Annotated in this window: 18 protein-coding genes and 1 tRNA gene; 10 read left to right on the forward strand and 9 right to left on the reverse strand. The window is 57.6% G+C overall.

What is annotated here, in order from left to right:
• Positions 1-20: 20 nt before the first annotated feature.
• The 5 genes from ELB75_RS09245 (at position 21) to ELB75_RS09275 (ending at position 5571) form a co-directional block, all read left to right on the forward strand.
• On the forward strand, positions 21-1256 hold the full coding sequence (locus tag ELB75_RS09245; RefSeq protein WP_126983671.1) for a YihY family inner membrane protein: 1236 nt from the start codon (positions 21-23) through the stop codon (positions 1254-1256).
• A 437-nt stretch (positions 1257-1693) separates the two neighbouring features.
• Positions 1694-3004 carry a M23 family metallopeptidase gene (locus tag ELB75_RS09260; protein WP_126983672.1) on the forward strand — a complete coding sequence of 437 codons (1311 nt, stop codon included), beginning with the start codon at positions 1694-1696 and terminating at the stop codon, positions 3002-3004.
• 293 nt (positions 3005-3297) lie between these two features.
• Complete coding sequence (gene htpX / locus ELB75_RS09265; protein ID WP_126983673.1) at positions 3298-4155, forward strand: protease HtpX; 858 nt, start codon at positions 3298-3300, stop codon at positions 4153-4155.
• A gap of 414 nt (positions 4156-4569) precedes the next feature.
• Complete coding sequence (locus ELB75_RS09270; protein ID WP_126983674.1) at positions 4570-4920, forward strand: YgiW/YdeI family stress tolerance OB fold protein; 351 nt, start codon at positions 4570-4572, stop codon at positions 4918-4920.
• A gap of 285 nt (positions 4921-5205) precedes the next feature.
• The gene (locus tag ELB75_RS09275) at positions 5206-5571 is read left to right on the forward strand and encodes a PepSY domain-containing protein (RefSeq protein WP_164726866.1); all 366 of its coding nucleotides are present in this window, start codon (positions 5206-5208) and stop codon (positions 5569-5571) included.
• Positions 5572-5644: 73 nt separating this feature from the next.
• Here the strand turns inward: ELB75_RS09275 and ELB75_RS09280 are convergent.
• From ELB75_RS09280 to ELB75_RS09305, 6 genes are all read right to left on the reverse strand, one after another.
• Positions 5645-5720: transfer RNA gene (locus ELB75_RS09280), tRNA-Thr, on the reverse strand.
• Positions 5721-5732: 12 nt separating this feature from the next.
• Entirely contained in the window at positions 5733-6293 is a 561-nt protein-coding gene (gene efp, locus ELB75_RS09285) for an elongation factor P (protein WP_003823135.1), read from the reverse strand.
• 119 nt (positions 6294-6412) lie between these two features.
• The gene (locus ELB75_RS09290; RefSeq protein WP_126983676.1) at positions 6413-6910 is read right to left on the reverse strand and encodes a hypothetical protein; all 498 of its coding nucleotides are present in this window, start codon (positions 6908-6910) and stop codon (positions 6413-6415) included.
• 186 nt (positions 6911-7096) lie between these two features.
• Positions 7097-7843 (reverse strand): undecaprenyl pyrophosphate synthase, encoded by a 747-nt coding sequence (gene uppS, locus ELB75_RS09295; protein WP_126983677.1) that lies wholly within the window; start codon positions 7841-7843, stop codon positions 7097-7099.
• A gap of 89 nt (positions 7844-7932) precedes the next feature.
• The gene (gene frr / locus ELB75_RS09300) at positions 7933-8490 is read right to left on the reverse strand and encodes a ribosome recycling factor (RefSeq protein ID WP_003823140.1); all 558 of its coding nucleotides are present in this window, start codon (positions 8488-8490) and stop codon (positions 7933-7935) included.
• Positions 8491-8563: 73 nt separating this feature from the next.
• A complete protein-coding gene (locus ELB75_RS09305) occupies positions 8564-9133 on the reverse strand; it encodes a hypothetical protein (protein WP_126983678.1) in 570 nt (189 codons plus the stop codon).
• 428 nt (positions 9134-9561) lie between these two features.
• On the opposite strand from ELB75_RS09305, the gene ELB75_RS09315 reads away from it, so the two are divergent.
• Positions 9562-10032 carry a Dps family protein gene (locus tag ELB75_RS09315; protein ID WP_126983680.1) on the forward strand — a complete coding sequence of 157 codons (471 nt, stop codon included), beginning with the start codon at positions 9562-9564 and terminating at the stop codon, positions 10030-10032.
• Between the two features lie 343 nt (positions 10033-10375).
• Here the strand turns inward: ELB75_RS09315 and pyrH are convergent, their stop codons facing one another.
• Entirely contained in the window at positions 10376-11089 is a 714-nt protein-coding gene (gene pyrH / locus ELB75_RS09320; protein ID WP_003823146.1) for a UMP kinase, read from the reverse strand.
• Positions 11090-11212: 123 nt separating this feature from the next.
• Positions 11213-12187: a YheT family hydrolase gene (locus ELB75_RS09325; protein ID WP_126983681.1), complete on the reverse strand. Its 975-nt coding sequence runs from the start codon at positions 12185-12187 to the stop codon at positions 11213-11215.
• A gap of 267 nt (positions 12188-12454) precedes the next feature.
• On the opposite strand from ELB75_RS09325, the gene ELB75_RS09330 reads away from it, so the two are divergent.
• Positions 12455-12739: a hypothetical protein gene (locus ELB75_RS09330; protein ID WP_067530476.1), complete on the forward strand. Its 285-nt coding sequence runs from the start codon at positions 12455-12457 to the stop codon at positions 12737-12739.
• 121 nt (positions 12740-12860) lie between these two features.
• Here the strand turns inward: ELB75_RS09330 and murA are convergent, their stop codons facing one another.
• A complete protein-coding gene (gene murA / locus ELB75_RS09335) occupies positions 12861-14114 on the reverse strand; it encodes a UDP-N-acetylglucosamine 1-carboxyvinyltransferase (RefSeq protein ID WP_126983682.1) in 1254 nt (417 codons plus the stop codon).
• Positions 14115-14430: 316 nt separating this feature from the next.
• On the opposite strand from murA, the gene pheA reads away from it, so the two are divergent.
• From pheA to ELB75_RS13130, 3 genes are all read left to right on the forward strand, one after another.
• A complete protein-coding gene (gene pheA / locus ELB75_RS09340; protein WP_126983683.1) occupies positions 14431-15510 on the forward strand; it encodes a prephenate dehydratase in 1080 nt (359 codons plus the stop codon).
• A 133-nt stretch (positions 15511-15643) separates the two neighbouring features.
• Positions 15644-16039, forward strand: a complete 396-nt coding sequence (locus tag ELB75_RS09345) for a DUF6636 domain-containing protein (protein ID WP_126983684.1) — start codon at positions 15644-15646, stop codon at positions 16037-16039.
• Between the two features lie 151 nt (positions 16040-16190).
• Positions 16191-16298: a DUF6636 domain-containing protein gene (locus ELB75_RS13130; protein ID WP_346962721.1), complete on the forward strand. Its 108-nt coding sequence runs from the start codon at positions 16191-16193 to the stop codon at positions 16296-16298.
• The last annotated feature ends 67 nt before the right edge of the window (positions 16299-16365 follow it).

Below are 16365 nucleotides of genomic sequence, written 5' to 3' on the forward strand. Positions count from 1 at the left end.
TCAGGCAGCCCCAGCACACCATGCGCCTACTGCCCAAATTCTCCCTGCCCGAACCCCTGCGCCGCTCGCGAACGCTGGCGTTTGCCCGTTTTCTGTATGACCGCTTTAATGAGGTGGACATCCCGCAGGTAGCCTCCAGCCTCACGTTTACCACACTCTTGGCCTTGGTGCCGCTGTTTACCGTGGTCGTGGTCGTGGTATCCGCCTTTCCCGTGTTTGCCGATTTTTCCGCCCAGTTTCAACACATGGTGTCGGCAATCATGATGCCTGCGGGCGTGGCGGCGGTGAGCGACTACATTTTCCAATTCCGCGACCACGCCAGCCGCCTTACCGCCATCGGCATCGCCATGATGATGATCACCTCGCTGATGCTGGTGCACACCATCGAGCGCACATTCAACCAAATCTGGCGGGTGAAACGCCCGCGCAGCATCGTAACCCGCGTGTTGGTGTATTGGGCGCTGCTGAGCATCGGCCCCCTGCTGGTCGGGCTCGGGCTCTCGCTGTGGGGCGTATTTCTGCGGCGCACCCTGTTTTACCTGCACTACCCGCTGCTCGCATCCGCCGTGCAGTTCGGCGTGGCGCTCACCGCCACCTGGAGCATGCTCTGCCTGCTCTACAAGCTCGTGCCCGCCCGCTATGTGCCCATCCGCCACGCCCTAATCAGCGCCGCGCTGGCGGCCGTATCTATCGAACTGTTGCGGCGCGGCTTCGGCGTGTATGTGGCCAACTTCAACAACTATCAGTTGGTGTATGGCGCCTTTGCCGCCGCACCGATGTTTCTGCTGTGGCTCAACTTAAACTGGGTTGTCATCCTCAGCGGCGCGCTCCTGGCCGCCTCGCTTTCCTATTGGGAAGGCGACGCTTTCCGCCGCCAAGGCTGCCACGGCACGCGGTTTCGCGACGCCTTGGGTATCCTCACCCTGCTCGCCCAGGCACAAAGCCAAGGCAAAAGCCTGAGAACCCAACAGTTCCGCTGCCACATCCAACTGGGCTACGACGAACTGGGCGACCTGCTGGAACAACTCGCCCAGCGCGGCTACATTGCGCAAAGCCTGCGCAACGGCTGGATGCTGAAAACCAGCCCCGAAGCCATCCGCGTGGCCGACTTATTCCAGCTGTTCGTGTATGGCAGCCATAGCGAGACCAACGACTCCATCGGCCGCACCGTGCAGCAAATCATGACCCCCGCCATCACCGCCGCCGACATGACCATGGCGGAATTTATCCGGCTCAATCAGCAGCAGGATAGTTAATACACAAAGCGTTGTTTTGCTTTTCAGGTAGCCTTTTACAAACGATGAAGGCTACCTGAAAATTATTCAATAAAGGTATAGTGAATTAAATTTAAATCAGTACAGCGTTGGCTCGCCTTGCCGTAACGTGTGTACTGTCTGCGGCTCGCCGCCTTGTCCTGATTTTTGTTAATCCACTATATAAGCCGATACCATGTTCCGCCGCTATCCAGCGTTCGCAACATTTTTTCAGGTAGCCTTTACGCAAAGAACAGGCTACCTGAAACCAAAATCCCCAACCAAACCCAACCGTTTGCCGCTCCTGTGTCGGTTTCCAGCCGCACCCTAGTTCAATAACAAGTAAAAAACCGCAAAGCGGCACCCGCCCTGCCCTGCCTATCCATTAAAATAGCGCGCTTCTGATAGACCCGTTTGCCGCAACGGCATCCTGCCAAATCGTGTCCCCATCCGCCCTATTTTCCCGCCTGCCACGCCGTGCCCGCATCGCCCTTGTTGCGGCTACCACGCTGCTGGGCGTGTTCATTTTAATTGCCATCATCGCTGCCGCTTCCGCCAAACCGGAAGGCGCGATGCAGAGCAAACGCATCGTGGAAAAACTCGCCGCCGTACACGCCAAAGGCAAAACCCCGGCCACCGGCTATTGGAGCGATGAAGTCATCCAGCCCGGCGACTCCCTGCGCAACGTGTTGGAACGCTTCAACCTTTCCGCCCCGCAAATTCAAGACATCACCCAAGCTACCGCCTCAGAAGGCAAACAGCCCCACCTGCACCCCGACCAAACCGTCAGCCTCAGGCTCGATGCCCAGCGCCGCCCCGTGCAGGTACAATTTTTCAACGACGACGACAACGGCGAAACCCAACTGGTTGATTTAGCCTATGCCGGCAACCGCTGGCAGGCCAAAACCGACGATGTGAAAACCACCACCCTGCCCACGCTCAAATCCGTTATCATCCGCTCCAGCGGCACCACTGCCGGTGCCATGTCGCGTGCCGAAATCCCTGCCGAAGTCCGTGATTCCCTGCGCGAACTGTTCAGCAACCGGCTCGATCTCTACAAACTCGAAGCCGGCGATACCGTGCGCATCCTTTATCAGGTAAACTACTTTCACGGCCAACAGATTTCCATGGGCGACATCCTCGCCGTAGAAATCAGCCACCAAGGCAAGCTCTACCGCGCCTACTATTTCGGCGAAGACGGCAACGGCCGCTACTACGACGAACACGGCCAGCCGCTGAAAAAAGGTTTTGAAACCCAGCCCGTGCCGGGCAGCCGCATCAGCTCGCCCTTCGGCGTGCGCGTCCACCCGATATTAGGCTATTTGCGCATGCACACCGGCATCGACTACGCCGCCCCCGCAGGTACACCGATTCACGCCCCATCCGACGGCATCGTGGAATTCCGCGGCCCCAAAGGCGGCTACGGCAATACCGTGATCCTGCGCCACAGCGACAGCATGCAAACGCTCTATGGCCACATGAGCGCGTTTTCCGCCAACGCCGCCCCCGGCCAGCGCGTGCGCGCCGGCGACATCATCGGCTTCATCGGCACCACCGGCCGCAGCACCGGCCCGCACCTGCACTACGAAGTGCGCCTCAACGGCGTGCCGGTCAACCCCGCCGGTGTCGCCCTGCCCGCAAAACGGCTCACCACTGCCGAGCTGGCCGAATTCCGCCGCCAGCAGCAAACTGTGGAACAAAAACTTGCCCAACTGCGCGGCATCGGCAAAACCGTTGCCCAGCTGGATTGATGGCCGGTTGATTTAACGATAAGAAACCAAGAAACTGATTTTCAGGTAGCCTCAAAACAGCGATTTTGTGGCAATATATTGCCTGATTGCCGCGGCAATAAAAGGCTACCTGAAACCTCGACTTTACCGAATAAAAGCAATAAACCAGTTTCGCCAAGAAACCTCCGTATCCAACAGCACACCCAACAGCATTCCCGCCGAAGCGGCCCAGCAGCACCACGCCGCAGCGGCCAGTAGTAAACAAAAGCAGAAGCCCGAAGGCTACCTGAAACCAAACCACCCAGACCGATACCGTGAAGCGCATAATCCTCTTCCTCCTCACCAATATGGCCGTGCTCCTGGCCGCCCGCCTGCTGTTCGGGCTGCTCGGGCTCAATCCGCAAGACATCTCCGGCCTGCTGCTGCTCTCCGCCATCACCGGCTTTTCCGGCTCGCTGATTGCCCTCCTCATGTCGAAAAGCAGCGCCAAACAGGCCGTGGGTGCCTACGTTATCCGCCAGCCGCGCAACGAAACCGAAGATTGGCTCGTGCGCGTGGTGGAAGCCCAGACCAAACAATGGAACCTGCAAACCCCCGAAGTGGCCGTTTATGAGTCGCCCGAGCCCAACGCCTTCGCCACCGGCGCCAGCCGCAACAGCTCGCTGGTTGCCGTGAGCACCGGCCTTTTGCAAGTCATGAACCGCGACGAAGTGGAAGCCGTGCTTGCGCACGAAATGGCGCACGTCGGCAACGGCGACATGGTTACGCTCACCCTGATTCAAGGCGTGGTGAACACTTTCGTGCTGTTTTTCTCCCAAATCATCGCCTCCCTGATTGCCTCCTCCCTGCGCCAAAACCGGCAGCAAGACAGCGGCGGCAACGCCATCCAAACCATCGTCAGCATCGTGCTGCAAGTGGTCTTCGGCTGGCTGGCCGGCATCATCGTGATGTGGTTCAGCCGCCAGCGCGAATACCGTGCCGATGCCGGCGCCGCCAAACTGGTGGGCGCGCCCAAAATGATCTGCGCCCTGCAACGGCTCAAAGGCAGCCAAAGCAGCCTGCCGCCCCAAATGGCCGCCATGGGCATCAACGACAGCACCCTGCGCTCCCTGTTCAGCACCCACCCCACTCTCGACGACCGCATCGCCCGCCTGCAACGACTGAACTATTAAACCAATTTGGCGGGTAGGTTCTGCCAGCCCAAACCATAAAAGGCTACCTGAAAATGCCGGCAAGCAATTTTCAGGTAGCCTTTATCATTCAGCCAGCCAATAGCAAACTCATCCAAACCACGCACCGCTACGAAAAACTCAGCAGCCTTCTCGGCCTAACCTATAGTGGATTAAATTTAAATCAGTACGGCGTTGGCCCGCCTTGCCGACCTATACCGCCTGCAGCCCGCCGCCTTGTGGCGGCTGTTGTTGATTCGCCATAAGCGGAAGCCGACACCCGCCATGCCGATACGTTTACATTTCTTTTGATTTCCCTAATTTTTCGCTAAACCTGCCTGCCTATAATGCAAACCATCGATTCAGGCAGCACCGCCTGCCATGTTTAACCCACCATCTTGAATAAAGGAAAACACCATGAAAAACGCTCTGCTCCTCACCGCCCTGTTGGCCTCCGCCACCGCTTCCGCCGGCTTCTCCGAAAACGGCCAAGCGGCTGCCTCTCAAAATGCCGTAACCCGCGTTTCCACCCTGCGCAGCGTGCCGGACGACAGCTACGTTACCTTGGAAGGCTACATCGAACGCCAAGTGCGCCGCGAACACTACATCTTCCGCGATGCCAGCGGCCGCATCGAAGTGGAAATCGACGACGACGTATGGCGCGGCCTGAACATTACCCCGCGCGACAAAGTGCGCCTCGAAGCCGAAATCGACCAAGAATGGCGCCGCACCGAAGTAGACGTAAAATCCGTTACCCGCATCCAGTAAGCAAAGAGACTACCTGAAAGCGAAGCTTCAACGCAGTTAAAACGAAGTACATTTCTGAGAAGCCAAAATGCCCGCTTCAACAGAACGGCAACGGACATATTAAGTTTCGTTCGAACTGCCGACATATTTTTCAGGTATAGTGGATTAACAAAAATCAGGACAAGGCGGCGAGCCGCAGACAGTACACACGTTACGGCAAGGCGAGCCAACGCTGTACTGGTTTAAATTTAACTCACTATAGCCTGTTCTGTTTTCCCCAATCTCCAAACTATGAAAGGAAAGCCGATGTCCGCACGCAAACCCTCCCTCCTGTTGCTGGCCGCCGCCATCATGGCCGTTTCCCTGCCCGCCCTGGCCGACCACGACGATTACGATGACGACGATCATTACCACCGCTACTCGCAAGAGTATCGGGTACGCCGCGGCCACCAGCCCGGCCGCTATCGGCAGGCAGGCTATATTTCCAGCAGCCACGCCGCCAATATCGCCGCCCGCCACACCCGCGCCCGCGTAACCGACGTGGACCTCACCACCTGGCGCGGCCGCCGCGTGTATGAAGTGGATTTAGACGGCCGGCGCGGCGATTATGAAGTGATTGTGGACGCCCGCAGCGGCCGTATCCTCTCTTCCAAATTCGATCCCGACGATTAAACCCTATCGCCGGATGAAGGCTACCTACCTGAAAACTACAGCAAAAAGCCCCGCGAAAAGCGGGGCTTTGGATTGGTGCCGGTAAAGGGAGTCGAACCCCCGACCTTCGCATTACGAATGCGCTGCTCTACCAACTGAGCTATACCGGCCAGATTCGGCAATTAGGCGCGTTTGCGGAATTCGCCGGTGCGGGAGTCGATTTCCACTTTGTCGCCGTTTTCAATGTAGGCCATCACTTGGATTTCGGTACCGCCCACGAGGCGTGCGGGTTTCATCACTTTGCCGGAAGTGTCGCCTTTAACGGCGGGCTCGGTGTATTCCACTTCGCGCACGATGATGGTGGGCAGCTCCACGGAAATCGGGTTGCCTTCGTAGAAGGTTACTTCGCACACGTCTTCCATGCCGTCTACGATGAATTTCAGGTTGTCGCCGATGTTTTCGCCTTCAACCTCGTATTGGTTGAACTCTTCGTCCATGAATACATACATCGGGTCGGCAAAATAGCTGTAGGTGCATTGTTTGCGGTCGAGCTGGATAACGTCGAATTTGTCATCGGCTTTCACGATGGTTTCGCTGTTTGCGCCGGTGAGCAGGTTTTTCAGCTTCATGCTCACTTTGGCAGAGGAGCGGCCGCCTTTGATGTATTCGGTTTTCTGTACCACCATCGGCTCGCTGCCCACCATGAATACGTTGCCGGCGCGCAATTCTTGTGCGGTTTTCATAATTTATATCTCTTTCAGTCAAATCAGGGAAAAACGGAAAACGCGGCATTTTAGCGCAAACGGTTTTGGCTGTCCAAAGTAAAGGCTACCTGAAATTTTCAGGTAGCCTTTCGCGCTACTTATTCGTAATAACGCCCTAAGTCCAACAAATCGCCCAACAGCGACCAATCCCCTGCTATAGCCGCTTCTTCCCCCAAACTGTCTTCCAGCCCATGCGCGCCGCATTCCAAAAGGGTGAGCGGGTCGAAGTTGTACCAGCTGTAGCCGGTTTCGGAGACGATGCCGTAGTGGCGCAATTCGTTTTGCAGCTCTTGGCCACGCATGCGATGCAACTCAGCCACCTGAAAAATAATCACGTCGCAGGCGTATTGCCACGGATCGCTGGTTTTCAGCTGCTCATCAGGCATCTGGCGAATGAGCAGCCATTGCTCGTTAAACTGGGCGGGCGGGGCAGTAAAGGCTTCTTGCAGCAGGCTGAGGCAGAGAGCAGGAGTGAAAGCCGCATCCTGTTGGCTTTGCAACAGAGCATAGAGCGCCAGGAGATAGTCTTCCAAATTGCGGTTGGCGAATGACTGATGGAAGTTTTCGATATGAATGGAAAGTTCACTGTGATTCATAGAATGGGCATGGGTTGTATAGTGGATTAACAAAAATCAGGACAAGGCGGCGAGCCGCAGACAGTACAAATAATACGGCAAGGCGAGACAACGCCGTACTGGTTTTTGTTCATTCACTATAGTGCTAAAACAAAGCGGCAACAGGCATCTGCCCATCGCCTCCCTACCCGATTGAAAACCAACTACTCAACCGCGCTGCTGTTCCGGCGGCAGCTGTTCGCTGGTGCGGCCGAAACGGCGTTCGCGCACGCGGAAGGAAGAAATGGCGCGGTCGAACTCGGCAGCGTCGAAATCCGGCCACAGCGCGTCGGTGAAATAAAACTCGGCATAGGCCATTTGCCAGAGCATGAAGTTGCTGATGCGGGTTTCGCCGCCGGTGCGGATAAACAGGTCGGGCTCGGGGGCTTCGGCCAAGGAAAGGCGCCGGGAGAGGTCGTCTTCGGTGATTTCGCTTTTGCCTTCGGCAATCAGCCGGTTGGCAGCTTGCAGGATATCCCAGCGGCCGCCGTAGTCGGCAGCCACGGTGAGCGTGAGGCCGGTGTTGTTGGCGGTGAGCCGTTCGGCGGCTTCGATGCCTTCCACAATCGCGGCGGGGAAGCGGCTGCGGTTGCCGATTACTTTGAGCCGCAGGTTGTTCTGGTGCATTTTGGCCACTTTTCCGCCCAGCGCCTGCAAAAACAGCTTCATCAAAAAGGAAACTTCGTCTTCGGGTCGGCGCCAGTTTTCGGTGGAAAAAGCGAATACGGTGAGGTATTCCACGCCGAGCTCGGCGCAGCGGGCGGCTAGGTTTTCCAGGGCGGTGAGGCCGCGTTTGTGCCCCATCACGCGCGGCAGCAGGCGTTTTTTCGCCCAGCGGCCGTTGCCGTCCATAATCACGCAGACATGGCGCGGGATATTGGTGCGTTCGGGGATGGTTTGGGTGCTGCTGCTCATATGCTTTTCCTCGGGCTGGGCGGGTTTCAGGTAGCCTGAGGCGGCACGGGCAAATATATCAGCCCGTGCCGCCGTATCGCTCGGATGGTTTACACCACCATCAAATCTTCTTCTTTATGCTCCAGCAGTTTATCTACTTCGGCGATGTATTTGTCGGTGAGCTTCTGGATCTGCTCTTCGCCGCGGCGGGCATCGTCTTCCGACACTTCTTTGTCTTTCAGCAATTTTTTGATGTGGTCGTTGGCATCCCGGCGCACATTGCGGATAGACACGCGGCCGTCTTCGGCTTCGCCGCGCACTACTTTAATCAGGTCTTTGCGGCGCTCTTCGGTAAGCATCGGCATCGGCACGCGGATGAGGTCGCCCATAGAAGCAGGGTTCAGGCCGAGGTTGGAATCGCGGATGGCTTTTTCCACGGCAGCGGCCATATTGCCCTCATAGGGCTTCACGCTGATGGTGCGCGCGTCGAGCAAGGTTACGTTGGCCACCTGGCTCACCGGCACCATGCTGCCGTAGTATTCCACTTCCACCTGGTCAAGCAGGCCGGTGTGGGCGCGGCCGGTGCGCACTTTGGCTAAATTTTCGCGCAGTACTTCCACCGAACGCTGCATCTTGGTTTCGGCTGAGGTTTGGATTTCTTTGATCATAGGGTTTCCTTAATTGAGATATTTTCAGGTAGCCTACCGGCTGCCACGGCAATAGTGCATAACGGGCGGGATACTACCTTGCTTTGCCCGCTGCGGCAAGGTTTTCCGGCTGTCGGGCGCGCCGCCGTTTCCACCACGGGCGCACGATGCCGAACCACAACACGGGAAACAGTGCAAACGCCTCAAAGTTGTAGATAAACGAACCGTCGCGGAAAGACAGCGGCACGACCTCGCCCTGCGGCGTAACCCGATATTCGCTATACAGCCACGGCACAAACGGCACGCCTGCCTGCACGCGGTATACGCCGTCTGCGCCGATTTCCAGCCGCGTGCAGTTGTCTATATCCTCCAAGCAATGCGGCGATTCGCCCGCTTCGGTCAGCAGCGGCCACTTATGTCGCGCCTGCCGCCACTGCCTCAAAGTTACCGAGCCCGGCCATCCCTCTTCCGTGCGCACCGCCACCATAAACCGCGCATCCGCCTGCTCCCCGGCCTGATAATGCCGTATCTGCATCCGGCTTAATGCCTCGCCGCCCAAGCGGGCAAACCCCGCCCACAGCAGCAACACCAAACCGCCATACAACAGCCGTCCCAGCCCGCGCAGCAGCCAAGAAGCCGCGCCATGATTATGCCGATTTCCCATATCCTATCTTCAGCTCACTAAGTTTTCAGGTAGCCTTCAAGCCGCGCCAACCACTTTCCTATCAAGCCGGCATTTGCTAAATTCCACCGCAGCAAATTATGCCATATTCCCTAGCCTCACTATATATAGTGGATTAACAAAAATCAGGACAAGGCGGCGAGCCGCAGACAGTACACACGTTACGGCAACAGGAAGTGCTGCGCTAGAGCAGCAGCGAATGCCCACGCTCACCTTGTATAGCCAATCTTTCAAACATATCAAACATAATAAAGGCTACCTGAAATCTTTCAGGTAGCCTTTTTTGGATATTAAAATAAAAAATCAATCGAAAAGCAATTTTCAATTGGAAAAATAAAACAATCAGCACTACAATGGCTGCCAATCAAACAATAATTCTTTTTCCCAACCCTGTTGAATAAGGAGCCATCATGAGCATCAACATCGGCATCAACGAAACCCAACGTCAAACCATCGCCCAAGGCCTGTCTAAAGTGCTGGCCGACACCTACACCCTCTATCTGAAAACCCACAACTACCACTGGAACGTGGAAGGCCCGATGTTCCACAGCCTGCACACCATGTTTGAAGAGCAATACAACGAACTGGCGCTGGCCGTGGACGAAATTGCCGAACGCATCCGCGCACTGGGCTTCAAAGCGCCAGGTTCCTACGGCGAATTCGCCAAGCTCACTTCCATTCCCGACGGCCAAAGCAGCAACGATGCCCCGGCCATGATCCGCGAGCTGGTGGAAGGCCAGGAAACCGTGATCCGCACCTGCCGCGAGCTGTTCCCCGCTGTGGACGAAGCCAACGACGAACCCACTGCCGACCTGCTCACCACCCGCATGCAAACCCACGAAAAAACCGCCTGGATGCTGCGCGTGTTGCTGCAAAAATAAGCAGGCTTGCCCAGCATACCAACGCCCGTTATGGCAACGGGCGTTTTTTTGCGGCATGAAAAGTTGGCCGGAACAAGATGGCCAAAGGAGGCTGAGCTTCTGCGGAAGCCAACCTTGGGTTGGGCGGATTTTATAGTGAGTTAACAAAAATCAGGACAAGACGACGAGCCGCAGACAGTACAGATAGTACGGCAAGGCGAGGCAACGCTGTACTGGTTTTTGTTAATTCACTATATATTGGTGTTTTTCAGGTAGCCTCTCCCCCCCCTGCAGCAGGCTACCTGAAACCCAAAACATCAGGCCGCCTCCCATTGGGAAGCGGCCTGCAATCTTGCCAATTCAATCAAATATGCACCAAAGTGCCTTCGTCTTCGCCCAGCACCACCCGTTTGAGCGCGCCTTCTTTGGCGATGCCGAATACCACGATATTCAGTTTGCGCTCGCGGCACAGCGCCAAGGCGGTGGCATCCATCACTTTCAGGTTTTTCACGATGGCTTCGTCAAACGTGATGTCTTGATAGCGCGTGGCCGAAGCGTCTTTTTTCGGGTCGGCGGTGTACACGCCGTCCACATTGGTGGCCTTGAGCATGATGTCGCAGTTCATTTCCGCACCGCGCAGCGCGGCGGCGGTGTCGGTGGTGAAGAAGGGGTTGCCGGTGCCGGCGGCGAAAATCACCACTTTGCCTTCTTCCAAATATTGAATGGCTTTGGGGCGGGCATAGGTTTCGGCAATCTGCTGCATGGAAAGCGCCGATTGCACGCGCGCGGGCTGGCCGAGGCTTTCAAACGCATCTTTCAAGGCCAGGGCGTTCATTACCGTGGCGAGCATGCCCATGTAGTCGGCAGTGGCGCGATCCATATCGCTGGCCTGCGCAGCCACGCCGCGGAACAAGTTGCCGCCGCCAACCACCACACCCACTTCCACGCCCATTTTGGCGATTTCCACAATCTGCCCGACAATGCCCATAATCGTGGTGCGGTTGATGCCGAAGGCATCGTTACCCATCAATGCTTCGCCGGAAAGTTTCAATAAAACACGCTTGTAGCGGATAGTCATGGCAGCCTCTCTTCATGGTTGGAAAATTCAAACGGCAGGCATTATACGCTCTTTCGGCGGCGTCGGTTGGCCGATTTTGGCAGTTTATTATTACAGGCTACCTGAAAAATCTGCCCGTATTTTTCAGGTAGCCTGTGCTGCCACGCCGTCGAAATAGCGCAACACGGTATCCGGCAGCCAATCCAAATCAGCCGTGCCGGGAAAGCCGGCGTGGCCGCCGTATTCGGGCTGCAACAAAGTAACGCTTGGCGACACGTCGCCTGCCTGCGGCAGCGATTCGGCGGGGATGAAGGGGTCGTTGAGTGCGTTCAAAATCAGGGTGGGCACGGCGATTTGGTGCAGCAGGGGTTTGGCGCTGGCGCGGCGGTAGTAATCAGCGGCATCGGCAAAGCCGTGCACGGGGGCGGTGAAGGCGTTGTCGAAATCGGTGAGGTTGGCGGCGGCTTGCACGGCAGCGGCGTCAATCTGCGGAAAACGGGCGGCGCAAGCAGCGGCTTTGGGCAACAGCGAACGCAGGAAATAAGGTGCATACAGCATTTTGCTCAAGCCCTGTTCCAGCCGATGAGAGGCGGCGGTTAAATCCAACGGCGCGCTCACCACGGCAGCAGCCTGCGGAATGGCACGGTTGCCCTGCTCGGCCAGGTATTTGGCCAATGCGTTGCCACCCAAGGAAATACCGACAGCGCAGATGCGCGGATAGCGCGAGTGCATTAATTGCAACATGTGCGCGACTTCGGCGCTGTCGCCGGAGTGGTAAAACACGGGTGCGCGGTTTTCCACTTCGCCGCAGCTACGGAAATGCGCCACCACACCGTGCCAGCCGTGCCGTTGCGCGGCAAACATCAGGGCGCGGGCATAATGGCTGGCGCTGCTGCCTTCCAGCCCGTGAAATAGCATCAATAGCGGGGTATCGGAGCGTTTGCCATCTACGAAATCGTAGGCCACTTCGGTAGCGCCCAAGCTGTCGGGCAAAAGCTCGCGCCGGTAGGCCGGGCTGCCAATGCGCACCAGCTTCGGCCAAATGCTTTGCAAATGCCCGCCGCGCAGCCAAAACGGCGGCCGGTAGGCAGGCAGCTGAGAGGAAATGTTTGGATTCATATATGCGAATTCATTGAAAATATTTAATCGGCAGTAGGCACTTGGCTATCGCCTGCTTCACGTCAGGCAGTAAATAATCCTAATAATATACTGATTTATAAAGAAATTTGTTTAACGCTACTAGAGTGCTCGCCCACAAAATGCGACACTTACCGACACTGCCGTAGGTAAAAAGCGGCATAATCGTTGTCAAACCTTGCACCGATATAGTAGAGTGTTCCCACAGCTATCGGCAACGGTAGCCATTTTTCACAGGAGAACCTAACTATGCAACGCAAATTAACTATTCTGATGCTGGCCTTGCTGCCGATTGCGTCCGCATGGGCCGACGGTGTAAAAATCGGCAACGACTCTTCCGGCCTGCCGCCCGAATTGGTACAAAATCTGGCGCAAACGTCCAAATCCATGGGCGTGAAAGAGCCGATGAATATCAGCACCCGCAGCGAAGGCGGCGCACGCTATGCCGTGGTATCCGGCACTTCCGGCACCACTTGCCGCATCAAACTGTCCAACGGCAACCCGCCCACCATCTTGGGCTTGTCCTGCCGTTAATCAGAACCAACAAATATTGGAAAACAGCCCGAATATCGGGCTGTTTTTGCTTCCTGATGCTTGAGGGGCTACCTGAAAACCCTACGGTTGGTTTTTCAGGTAGCCTTTGCTTTCGAACTGCCTACTGTTTCAACCGTTCGATTTTCGCGCCCACTTTGCTCAGCTTCTCTTCGATATGCTCGTAGCCGCGATCCAAGTGGTAGATGCGCTCCACGATGGTGTCGCCGTCGGCCACCAGGCCGGCAATCACCAGGCTGGCCGAAGCGCGCAGGTCGGTGGCCATCACGGTGGCGCCGGAAAGCCTCTCCACACCTTTTACCAGCGCGGTATTGCCCTCGGCGCTGATTTGCGCGCCCATGCGGTTGAGCTCGGGCACGTGCATGAAGCGGTTTTCAAAAATGGTTTCCACCACCCGGCTGCTGCCCTCGGCCACCGCGTTCATCGCCATAAACTGCGCCTGCATATCGGTGGGAAAACCCGGATGCGGCACGGTGCGCACGTCTACAGCTTTCGGGCGCTGCGTCATTTTGATTTCAATCCAGTTTTCGCCGGTTTGGATTTCCGCCCCGGCTTCCACCAGCTTGTCCAACACCGCCTCCATGGTCTTGGGCGCGGCATTTTGCAGGCGCACCTGCCCGCCGGCCATGGCCACGGCACAGAGGAAAGTGCCGGCCTCGATGCGGTCGGGCACCACGCTGTGGGTACAGCCGTGCAGCTTTTCCACGCCTTCGATGGTCATGGAAGGCGTGCCGATGCCGCTGATTTTCGCGCCCATCTTCACCAGGCATTCGGCCAAGTCCACCACTTCCGGCTCCACCGCGCAGTTTTCCAGCACGGTGGTGCCTTCTGCCAGCGTGGCCGCCATCAGCAGGTTTTCCGTGCCGCCCACGGTCACCATGTCCATCACCACGCGCGCACCTTTGAGCTTGCCGCGCGCCTTCACATAACCGTGTTCGATCACGATTTCCGCGCCCATGGTTTCCAGCCCTTTCAAGTGCTGATCCACCGGCCGCGAGCCGATGGCACAGCCGCCGGGCAGGCTCACCTCCGCCTCGCCGAAACGCGCCAGCGTGGGGCCGAGCACCAAAATGGAAGCGCGCATGGTTTTCACCAATTCATACGGCGCGCAAGTGTTGTTTACCGTGCCGCCGTTGATTTTGAATTCGCTCACGCCGTCGCTTTCCACTTCCGCGCCCATGCCTTGCAGGAGTTTGTGCGTGGTTTTCACGTCGGCCAGCATCGGCACGTTGGTCAAATGCAAAATATCTTCAGTTAAAAGCCCGGCGCACATCAGCGGCAGGGCGGCGTTTTTCGCGCCGGAAATCACAATTTCGCCGTGCAACGGGCCGTTGCCGGTAATTTTCAGTTTGTCCATGTTTCAGTTGAATTTCTTTAATCTTTAGGTTGAAGCGGTAACCTCTGGCAACAAAGGCTACCTGAAAACGCGGGATTATAAACGTTTTACCCTAGCCTTAGGCAGCCTTTGCCCAACTTTTCCCGTAACGCTTTTCAGGTAGCCTCCCGCCCGCTTAAAGGCTACCTGAAAACATTCAGCCCCACACCAACACCCCGTTTTTCTGCGCTATAACAAGCTCACTTCACTTCCGCTGCGGCCTTGGCCCAACTGGTATCAACAAGACGCCAATCTGCTATACAATCAGCCTATCCCCAACCCGAAAAAAGGCCGCGCCATGCCAGACCAATCCCTCGCCCCCCACCGCCAGGCCATCGACGCCATCGACGCCGAAATCCTCAGCCTGCTCAACCAACGCGCCGCCCACGCCCGCGCCATCGGCGAGCTCAAAGGCACCGGCATCGTCTACCGCCCCGAGCGCGAAGCCCAAGTGTTGCAGCGCATTCAAAGCCTGAACCAAACCGCCGCCGGCCTCCTGCCCGACGAAGCCGTCGCCCGCCTGTTCCGCGAAATCATGAGCGAATGCCTCGCCGTAGAACGCCCGCTCACCATCGCCTACCTCGGCCCCGAAGCCACCTTTACCCAGCAAGCCGCCGTGAAGCACTTCGGCCACGCCGCCCACACCCGGCCCTGCCCCTCCATCGACGAATGCTTCCGCCTGGTGGAAGCCCGCCAGGCCGATTATGCCGTCGCCCCAGTGGAAAATTCCACCGAAGGCCCGGTCGGCCGTACCCTCGATCTCATGGTTTCCACCCCCCTGCGTGCCTGCGGCGAAGTGCTCCTGCGCATCCAGCATCATTTATTGCAGCAGCCCAGCGGTAGTGAGCAGCCGGAAAAAGTGTATGCCCACGCCCAAGCGTTGGCTCAATGTCACGAGTGGCTCAACCGCCACCTGCCCCATGCCACTCGCATTTCCGTGGCCAGCAACGCCGAAGCCGCCCGCCTCGCCGCCGCCGAGCCGCAAGCCGCCGCCATTGCCGGCCAGGCCGCCGCCGAGCATTACCATCTGGCCAAACTCGCCGCCAACATCGAAGACGAGCCCAACAACACCACCCGTTTCCTCATCTTCGGCCACAACCGCACCCAGCCATCCGGCCGCGACAAAACCTCCCTCATCGTTTCCGCCCCCAACCGCCCCGGCACCGTGCACCGCCTGCTCCAACCCTTCTCCGAGCACGGCATCTCCATGACCAAGCTCGAAAGCCGCCCCAGCCGCGCCGGCCTGTGGGACTACGTCTTCTTCATCGACATCGAAGGCCACGCCGACAGCCCCCAAATCCAGCCCGCCCTTGAGGCCCTCGCCGAACGCGCCGCCTTCGTCAAAATCATCGGCGCCTATCCGCAGGCCGTGCTGTAAATTTTCAGGTAGCCTTTGGCCGCACCGAAGGCTATCTGAAACCAAGCTTCCCCAGCCATACCCGCTTCCACCCAAACAAACCTTGGGATAGAATTACCGCTCCTTTCATTTGATAACTTATCAGGAGCAATCCATGCGCACCCTACCCTTTGCCGCCGCAGCCCTTCTGCTTGCTGCCGGCTTTGCCCAAGCCGAAGGCTTCCGCAGCCCCAGCGGCAATGTTCACTGCATGCCCGGCGACGCCCCCGGCGCAGTAGAGTGCGAAATCCGCGGGCCTGCCCGCCCCATCCGCCCCAAACCGCGCGATTGCGAGCTTGATTGGGGCGGCCGCTTCAGCCTTTCCCGCAACGGTGCCCAAATCGTATGCGCCGGCGACACCATCTTCAACGACGAACACCGCGTGCTGCCCTACGGACAAACCCTGCGCGGCAACGGCTGGCAATGCACCAGCAAAACCACCGGCATGACCTGCTCCAACAGCCGAGGCCACGGCTTTGAAATCAGCAGCCGCCGCCAACGTTTGTTCTAAACCCGAATTTAACGCAAATAAAGAAAGGCTACCTGAAATACCCAGCTCCGCAAAAACCGCAGAGTCCGCTTTCAGGTAGCCTTTTGCCGTATCGCCGCTTCCCCGCAAGGCAGCTTTCTGCCAGGCAAAGCCAAACGTATACGGACAAACCCTGCGCGGCAACGGCTGGCAATGCACCAGCCAAACCACCGGCATTACCTGCTCCAACAGCCGAGGCCACGGCTTTGAAATCAGCAGCAGCCGCCAACGTTTGTTCTAAGCCCATAAAGACTACCTGAAACCGCCAAGCCCCGTTTGGGCACACTTCAGGTAGCCTCTCCCTTCCC

The sequence above is a fragment of the Eikenella corrodens genome, assembly GCF_003990355.1.
Taxonomy (GTDB): Bacteria; Pseudomonadota; Gammaproteobacteria; order Burkholderiales; family Neisseriaceae; genus Eikenella; species Eikenella corrodens_B.